The following is a 6,226-nucleotide window of genomic DNA, read 5'->3' on the forward strand; positions in this document are numbered from 1 at the left end:
CCGCGAAGAGCTACATCCCCGGCCAGGTTTCCGCCGTCAACGTGGCGGCGTCGGAGCCGACGATCTCGGAGAGAGAATCCCGCCCGGTGCGCAATAGGGTTGAGGTGAGGTCGCGCTTGATCTCGTCGACGAGGCCGAGGCCCTTGTAGACCAGCGACGAATAGAGCTGGATCAGGCTCGCGCCGGCGCGGATTTTCGTCAGCGCGGCGCCGCCCGAATCCACGCCGCCGACGCCGATCAGGGGGAATGCGCCCTCGACGCGCACATAGGTCTCGGCGACCATCCGCGTCGACAGCCGGAACAGCGGCCGGCCTGACAGGCCGCCCTGCTCCTTGGCGCGCATCTCCTCGCGCAGCGTGCTCGGCCGCGCGATGGTGGTGTTCGACACGATCATGCCGTCGACCCGGCGCGAGCGCGCGACCTGCACGACGTCGTCGAGCTGGGCGAGGCTCAGATCCGGCGCGATCTTGAGCAGCACCGGCGTGTCGCCGGCGCTCTCGCGCACCCGCTGGCGCGCGTCGATCACCCTGGCGAGGAGATCGTCGAGCAGCGCGCCTTCCTGCAGATTGCGCAGGCCCGGCGTGTTCGGCGAGGAGACGTTGACGGTGAAATAGCTCGCGACCGGCGCAAAGGTCTCGATCAGCTTGACGTAGTCATTGACGCGATCGGGCGAATCCTTGTTGGCGCCGACATTGACGCCGACGATGCCGCCGTGCTGCGCGCGCGCCGCGAGCCGGCGCAGGGCGGTCTCCGCGCCGTCATTGTTGAAGCCCATGCGGTTGATCACGGCCTCGTCGCGCTCCAGACGAAACAGCCGCGGCCGCGGATTGCCGCTTTGCGGTTTCGGCGTCACCGAGCCGATCTCGACGAAGCCGAAGCCGAGCCGCAGCAGCGCATCCGGCACTTCGGCGCTCTTGTCGAAGCCCGCGGCCATGCCGATCGGATTGGGGAAGTTGAGCCCGAAGGCACGCACCGCGAGCTTGGGATCGTCAGCCTGCGGCTTGCCCGGCGGCAGGAAGCGCAGGCCCTGGATCGCGAGGCGATGCGCATCCTCCGGATCGAGCCAACGCAACACCGGCAGCGAGAGAGCGTCGAAAGCGCGGATCACGGGGCAAGCTCCGGAACGTCGTGGCCGCCGTCGGAGCGCGTGTTGAGGTTCATCACGGCCATCACAGCGCCGAGATCGAGCTCGCCATAGAGATGCGGAAACAGCTCCTCATTGCGCGAACGCTCCCAGCGCAATGCGCTGCCGAGCGCATCGCCGTCGACCTCGACCAGGAACAGCGCGCGCTGCCCGACATAATGCTTCTGCAGGGTCTCGGGAACCTGGGATGCGGTCGAGAAATGGATGAATCCGTCGCGCGAATCGTCCGCGCTGCCGCGGTAGACACCCTGCCGTTCCGCCTCACGCCAGGCCGAGGCCGGACAGATTTTGTAGATCTTGACCACCGCTTACGCAGTCCTGTTTGCCCGTGGAGACAGCTCTTTGAGTCTCCTGGGGATTTTCGTCTCTCGTGGGTCGTTAAATCCCGGGCGGGACCGTAAAGGCCACCCTTGCCGAACTCAAGACTTAGACGCCGCCTCTTGCACCGAAAACGGAAAACCGATTGATTTGAGGATAGTTTTCCTGAGTTGCGACGGGCTGGACCTTCCATGGTCAGACAGGCCAAAGCGCAGAGGATGCTCTCTCACGACCAGATCTGGGGCGCGCTGGATCGGCTGGCGGAGCGTGCCGGCCTGTCACCGTCGGGCCTTGCCAAGCGCGCCGGGCTCGATCCCACCACCTTCAACAAGTCCAAGCGCGTCACCTCCGACGGCCGCGAGCGCTGGCCCTCGACCGAATCGATCGCGAAAGCGCTGGCGGCGGCAGATTCCTCGATCGACACTTTTGCAAGGCTGGTCGCCGACGAGGCAGGCGGCGGCCGCTCGGTGCCGCTGCTCGGCTTCGCGCTGGCCGGCGCGAGCGGCGCCTTCGACGAGTCCGGCTTTCCCATCGGCAAGAGCTGGACCGAGTTTGCGCTTCCCACCGCCGAAGACAGCCACAGCTTCGCGCTGCAGATTTCCGGCGAAGCGCTACAGCCCGCCTATCGCGACGGCGACGTCATCCTGGTCTCACCCGGCACACCGGTCCGCAAAGGCGATCGCGTGGTGGTGAAGACCAAAGCGGGCGAGGTCACGGTGGCAACGCTGAAGCGCCGCACAGCAAAGGTTCTGGATTTGCAGCCGCTCGATCCGCCACAGCCCGAGCGGACGATGGCAGCGAGCGAGGTTGCGTGGATCGCAAGGATTGTGTGGGCGAGCCAGTGAGGGGTGCTCCGCTGTCATTCCCCGCGAAAGCGGGGAATCCAGTACGCCGCGGCGTCTCGGTTCAGCACGGCGGTCTCTGGAATACTGGATCGTCCGCCTTCGCGGACGATGACGGTGAGTGCTGGACTCACGCACTCCGCGCCAGCGCGCCGTCAATCATGTTCACCGCGTTCTGCACGCCATACACCGCGACGAAGGAGCCGAAGCGCGGACCCTTCTCTTGGCCGAGCAGCACCTGGTAGAGCATGTTGAACCAGTCGAGTGTCACGCCGGGACGGCCGTCCTTGCCCTTCTTGACCTGGTCGAGGAACGGCTCGCGGCGGCCGATCTCGTAGACGACGTTCTGGATGTCCTCGGCCGAGGCGTCCTGCGGAAGCTGCGATAATGCATCCCGCAAATCCTGCAGCGCCGCGCGCTCGGTCTCGGTCGGTTCGCGGAACGTCTTTGTCGGCGCGACGAAGTCGCGATAATAGTTGATGGCATAGCCGACCATCGCATCGAGCTTGGGATGCGTCTGCGGGCTCACGCCGGGCCGATAGCGGCCAATGAAACCCCACAGCGTCTCGGCATTCTCCGCGTTCGACGACGACACCAGCGTCAGCAAGAGCTGGAACGTGACGGGCATATCGAACTTCGGCGGATGGCCGCTGTGGACATGCCAGACCGGATTGCCGAGCTGCTGCTTGGCGTCCTGCTTCGCAAAGCCGTCGATGAACTGCTGGTAGTCGTCGACGTTGCGCGGGATGACGTCGAAATACAGCCGCTTGGCCGCCTTCGGCTCGCGATACATGAACAGCGACAGCGATTCCGGCGAGGCGTAGCGCAGCCATTCGTCGATGGTGAGGCCGTTGCCCTTCGACTTCGAAATCTTCTGGCCCTTGTCGTCGAGGAAGAGCTCGTAGTTGAAGCCCTCCGGCGGCGTGGCGCCGAGCGCCCTCGCGATCGCGCCGGAGAGTTTGACCGAGTCGATCAAATCCTTGCCGGCCATCTCGTAATCGACGCCGAGCGCGACCCAGCGCATCGCCCAGTCGGCCTTCCACTGGCACTTGACGTTGCCGCCGGTGACCGGTGTCTCGACCTCCTGGTTGGTATCGGGATCGAGATAGGTCACCGTGCCGGCCGCAACGTCGCGGCGGATCATCGGCACCTGCAGCACGACACCCGTGGTCTTGCTGATGGGGAGGAACGGCGAATAGGTCGCGCGGCGGTCGGGTCCGAGCGTCGGCAGGATGATCGCCATCACCTTGTCGTAGGCAGCTAACATCTTGAGCAGCGTCGCGTCGAAACGGCCGGACGTATAATAGTCGGTCGAGCTCGCGAATTCGTAGTCGAAGCCGAAATGATCGAGGAAGGCGCGCAGCCGCGCATTGTTGTGGTGCCCGAACGACGGATATTCGTTGGAGAACGGATCCGGCACGCGGGTCAGCGGCTTGCCGAGATGCGCCGCCAGCATCTCCTTGTTGGGGACGTTGTCGGGCACTTTCCGAAACCCGTCCATGTCATCGGAGAACGCGAGCAGGCGGGTCTTGATCTTGTTTTCGGTCAGCACATGAAAAGCGTGCCGCACCATCGAGGTGCGCGCGACCTCGCCGAAGGTGCCGATATGCGGCAGGCCTGATGGCCCGTAGCCGGTCTCGAACAGCACCTCGTCCTTCGGGCTTTTCTTCAGCCGCGCGACAATGGCCTTCGCCTGCTCGAATGGCCAGGCGTTGGATTGTTCGGCGAGCGCACGCAGATCGCTCGGGTTCGCGGCAAGATCGATAACGGACATCTAAGGGGCCTCCGGGGCGCGGAAAATAGCGATTTCCAGGCAGAATGCAATTTTGCGGGGTACTGCCACCGCGCCGTCATTGCGAGCCAAGCGAAGCAATCCACTGCGGAAACAGCCTGGATTGCTTCATCGCAAGGGCTCCTCGCAATGACGGCAGAGCAGACAGCGAAGCTAAAACGGGCTCACCGAGAAGTACCGCAGCCACAGATCCGTGTAGCGGCCCTTTTCCCATACGCGGAACATCGCCCAGTTCAGGGCCTGGCGCAGCACGTCGTTGCCCTTGCGCACGGCGATGCCGATGCCTTCGCCGAAGAAGCGGCTTTCGACGAAGGGACCGCCGGAGAAGGCACAGCAATCGCCGGAATCGGTGCCGTTGATCCAGAACGCGAGCGCGATGGCGTCGCCGAAGATGAAATCGACCTCGCCCTTGCGCAAGGCGCCGCGCATGGCATCGTCGTTGGGATAGGGGTGCAGCTCGGCGTCGGTGAACATCGCCTTGAGATAGGCTTCATGCGCGGAGCCGGCGATGACGCCGACCTTCTTGCCCTCGAGATATTCGGGACGGATCTCCGGCATCACCGCGTCCTTGCGCGAGGCGAAGCGCGCCGGCACGCGGTAATAGGGGTCGGTGAAATCGACCCGGGCGCGGAGCTGCGGGCTCACCGCCATCGAGGCGATGATGGCGTCGCCCCGGTTGGAGGCGAGCGCATCGACCAGCGTCTCGAAGCGGCGCATCTGCACCGTGCAGGTGACCTTGATCTCCTCGCACAGCGCGCGGGCGAAGTCGACGTTGAAGCCGGCCGGATTGCCGTCGGCGCCGGTATAGTTGAAGGGCGGATAATCAGTCTCGGTCAGGAAGCGGATCACGGTCAGGCGCGACAAATCCGGCCGCTCCGGCCGCCGCCGCGGGTCCCAAAAGCCCGGCACGGCCTGCGGGGCGGCTTGCGGCGCGACCTGGGGTGAGGCTTGCGGCGCCGTTGGGGGCTGCTTGGCCGGGGCCTGCGCCTGCGCGCGCGGCGCAGCAGCGAGCAGGCAGACGCCGACGACCAGCCCGGTCAGCAAGCCACGGGCGGATTTGGACGATTTCGCCTGTTGCGATGGGGCCATCGGCTGAAAATGAACGAATTTCGTTGGGATCGGAGGGCCTTATAGCCCATCCGGCCGGGAACGCGAGCGCGGATTGCGGCCAATAGGGAAGCCTACAGATACCGCTTCAAGTCCACCGCGGCCTCTTCAGGCGTGCGCTTCAGGTTGAATGGCGAGACGAAGCGGCCGTCGCGGTCCATCAGATAGATCAGCGCGGTGTGGTCCATGGTGTAGTCGCCGTCCTTGGTCGGGACCTTCTTGGCGTAGACCCGGTAGGAGGTGATCACCTTGGCGGTCTCGGCAGGATCGCCGCTGAGGCCCTCGAGGTGCGGGTCGAAGCTCGACAGATAATCCTTCATCGCCGCCGGCGTATCGCGCTCGGGATCGACCGAGATGAAGACAGCATTGACCTTGTCGGCGTCCTTGCCCAACGCGCGCAGCACTTCCGAGATCTCGAACAGCGAGGTCGGGCAGACGTCGGGGCAATGGGTGTAGCCGAAGAAGATCAGGGTCGGCTTGCCCTTGAGGTTCTTGTCGGTGACGGCCTTGCCGTTCTGGTCAGTGAGCTGGAACGGGCCGCCGATCGCGGCCGGCTGCGCCACCTTGCTGACCCCACCCATGGCCCAGAATACGATCAGCAGCCCGAGGATGAGGCTTGCGGCGAAGGCGGTCGCGATCACCAGCGGACGGGCGGCGGAGCTCATGGGCGGAAAACTTCCTGTCGCGGGTCAGAAGCAGGCGGCGAAACCGGTCCTGATCATTTCGAAGAACACCTGGCTGCCGTAGTGGAACCAGAGCGCGAGCACGCCGAGCACGACCAGGCCGCCGACGCCAGCACCCGCCAACAGCAGCACGAACGGCATCCGGCCGGCAGTGGGCGAATTGTCCGATACAGGATGTGCGGGGTGCAGTGGTTGAGCCATGACAACGATCGGGGTGAAGGCCGGAATTCCCTGCCTTTCAAATAGGCGCTGGGACGGGACCGGGCAAGCGCAGCCGGCGGGTCGGAGATCAATTGGGGCGGAGGATCTCCATCATGCCCGGGCTTGTCCCGCCTGCGCG

The 6,226-nt window shown here is 65.0% G+C and carries 7 protein-coding genes; 1 reads left to right on the forward strand and 6 read right to left on the reverse strand.

The genetic code is table 11. From position 1 onward, the window contains the following. Positions 1-10: 10 nt before the first annotated feature. Together IVB47_RS22160 and IVB47_RS22165 are read right to left on the reverse strand one after the other, a co-directional pair. The gene (locus tag IVB47_RS22160) at positions 11-1,108 is read right to left on the reverse strand and encodes a quinone-dependent dihydroorotate dehydrogenase (RefSeq protein ID WP_247283123.1); all 1,098 of its coding nucleotides are present in this window, start codon (positions 1,106-1,108) and stop codon (positions 11-13) included. After that, positions 1,105-1,449 carry a DUF952 domain-containing protein gene (locus tag IVB47_RS22165; RefSeq protein ID WP_247405932.1) on the reverse strand — a complete coding sequence of 115 codons (345 nt, stop codon included), beginning with the start codon at positions 1,447-1,449 and terminating at the stop codon, positions 1,105-1,107. Before IVB47_RS22165 ends, IVB47_RS22160 begins: the two co-directional genes overlap by 4 nt. Positions 1,450-1,653: 204 nt before the next feature. Here IVB47_RS22165 and IVB47_RS22170 point away from each other — a divergent pair, with 204 nt between their 5' ends. Continuing rightward, a complete protein-coding gene (locus IVB47_RS22170) occupies positions 1,654-2,307 on the forward strand; it encodes a helix-turn-helix transcriptional regulator (RefSeq protein WP_247464279.1) in 654 nt (217 codons plus the stop codon). A gap of 127 nt (positions 2,308-2,434) precedes the next feature. Here IVB47_RS22170 and IVB47_RS22175 read toward each other — a convergent pair whose 3' ends face one another. From IVB47_RS22175 to IVB47_RS22190, 4 genes are all read right to left on the reverse strand, one after another. After that, positions 2,435-4,078, reverse strand: a complete 1,644-nt coding sequence (locus IVB47_RS22175) for a lysine--tRNA ligase (protein WP_027570003.1) — start codon at positions 4,076-4,078, stop codon at positions 2,435-2,437. 171 nt (positions 4,079-4,249) lie between these two features. Next, positions 4,250-5,185, reverse strand: a complete 936-nt coding sequence (locus IVB47_RS22180; RefSeq protein ID WP_027570002.1) for a transporter substrate-binding domain-containing protein — start codon at positions 5,183-5,185, stop codon at positions 4,250-4,252. 92 nt (positions 5,186-5,277) lie between these two features. Further along, positions 5,278-5,868, reverse strand: a complete 591-nt coding sequence (locus tag IVB47_RS22185) for an SCO family protein (RefSeq protein WP_247283115.1) — start codon at positions 5,866-5,868, stop codon at positions 5,278-5,280. A gap of 24 nt (positions 5,869-5,892) precedes the next feature. After that, entirely contained in the window at positions 5,893-6,087 is a 195-nt protein-coding gene (locus tag IVB47_RS22190; RefSeq protein WP_027570000.1) for a hypothetical protein, read from the reverse strand. Between the last annotated feature and the right edge of the window lie 139 nt (positions 6,088-6,226).

Origin of the sequence: Bradyrhizobium sp. 62, from assembly GCF_023073035.1 — a bacterium.
In the GTDB taxonomy this organism is placed as follows: Bacteria; Pseudomonadota; Alphaproteobacteria; order Rhizobiales; family Xanthobacteraceae; genus Bradyrhizobium.

Bases quoted from the DNA above. Each gene is read 5' to 3' on its own strand.
- IVB47_RS22170 (WP_247464279.1), top strand. From the start codon at position 1,654: ATGGTCAGACAGGCCAAAGCGCAGAGGATGCTCTCTCACGACCAGATC.
- IVB47_RS22175 (WP_027570003.1), bottom strand. From the start codon at position 4,078: ATGTCCGTTATCGATCTTGCCGCGAACCCGAGCGATCTGCGTGCGCTC.
- IVB47_RS22180 (WP_027570002.1), bottom strand. From the start codon at position 5,185: ATGGCCCCATCGCAACAGGCGAAATCGTCCAAATCCGCCCGTGGCTTG.
- IVB47_RS22185 (WP_247283115.1), bottom strand. From the start codon at position 5,868: ATGAGCTCCGCCGCCCGTCCGCTGGTGATCGCGACCGCCTTCGCCGCA.
- IVB47_RS22190 (WP_027570000.1), bottom strand. From the start codon at position 6,087: ATGGCTCAACCACTGCACCCCGCACATCCTGTATCGGACAATTCGCCC.